This window comes from Lactobacillus nasalidis, assembly GCF_016587775.1.
Lineage (GTDB): Bacteria > Bacillota > Bacilli > Lactobacillales > Lactobacillaceae > Lactobacillus > Lactobacillus nasalidis.
In genome coordinates this window covers 1-1396 of the sequence record NZ_BOCG01000351.1, presented here as the reverse complement: position 1 = coordinate 1396, position 1396 = coordinate 1, and the positions used below count along the sequence as shown (strand labels likewise).

The 1396-nt window shown below is 58.0% G+C and carries 1 protein-coding gene and 1 pseudogene; both read right to left on the bottom strand.

The features are described from left to right. A pseudogene (locus tag lacNas_RS14250) lies at window positions 1-300 on the bottom strand (LLM class flavin-dependent oxidoreductase); the annotation flags it as partial. Window positions 301-310: 10 nt separating this feature from the next. Further along, on the bottom strand, window positions 311-1396 hold a 1086-nt coding region (locus lacNas_RS06725; protein WP_201346716.1), incomplete at its 5' end, for a diguanylate cyclase domain-containing protein.

Sequence of the window (1396 nt, the reverse complement as noted above, 5' to 3'; positions counted from 1 at the left end):
ATAGAAAGGCACGTCCCGGATCCACAGGGCGTCAAAGCCGGCGTCTTCAGCTGCCTTGGCGCAGTCAAAGAGGTCGCTGACGTCGGGGATCTGGCAGTCCGGGTAGCCCTTGAAAGGCGCCATCAAGCCGAAAGTCAGCTTGCCCGGCTGAAAAACTTTCCTAAAGGCAGGATGCTTGGCGAACTGCTTAGGATAAACGACAGACTTGGCATCGCTGCCGGCTCCTTGAAACAGCGGGCTGTCATCTTGGCCCAAGATCTGCAGGTTGGGAATGTTTAATTTTTGCTCTTCTTCAGCCATTTTTTCTCTCCTAGCTCAAAATAAAACTGATATAAACCAGGACGCCGTAGCGCTGGTTGACTGAATACTTCATGTCGCAGCGGACCCGCAGGGTGCGGGCGTCAGCCGTCATGATCTGGCAGTCGGTCCGGAAGCGCTCCTCGTCTTCAGCTGACGTGGTGAAGTCCGTGAACTCTTCCTCGACCCGGTCCCGGTCGCCCGGGGAAAGCAGGTTGAGCAGGGTCTGGCCATAATAGTCGTAGAATTCTGCCGACAGTTCGCAGCCGAACAGTTCCAGCAGACTCTTGTTGACGTAGATGGCCTCCCGGCTCTTGAGCTGAATGACCATGAGCGGGGTCGGATCGCCGGCCGCCAGGGCTCTGAGGCCCAGGCCCAGCTGGTTGTGGTGCTTCTTGCCCGACAGGCTGGACTTGTAGCTGGCGAAGTTGTTCTTGCCGGCGATCTTGACCTCGTACAGGGCCGCGTCGGCAAACTTCAAGGCTTCTTCATAGTCCTTGGCCTGGCCAGGGAATTCGCTGTAGCCAATGGAAACCGAGAAGGGAATGACGTCCCGGCCAAAATTGACTTCCTGCTCCATGCTCGACAGGCGCTTGATCTGGTCCCGGTTCTTGTCCATTCCGCCGGCCAGGGCGATGACGAATTCGTCCCCGCCGTTGCGGCCGATGATGGCCGAAGGGCCGAAGCACTGCTTCAGGTTCTTGGTCAGCTGCACCAGGACCGCGTCCCCGGTCTGGTGGCCGAAGACGTCGTTGATCGACTTGAAGTCGTCGATGTCGAGCATGATGACCGTGGTTGCCGGCTGCTTTTTGCTTGAAAGGCTCTTTAAGCGCCAGTCAAAACCCTGCCGGTTGAGGGCCTGGGTAAGGGGATCAAGGGTGGCTTCTTTTTCCAGAATCCGGCCGCTGATCCGCCGGCTGATGACCCAAAGCATCAAGCCCGCGATCGCGAAGTCGATGATCACAATGTAGCCCAGGAACCAGCCCTGCTTGTTGTAGTTCCAGCCGTTTTTCGGGGCAACCTTGAGGAGCCAGCGGCTGCCGTCGCTGGAAGTGAAACTGTAGCTGATCGGCTCGTGCAGCTTGCCCTGCCGCATGAC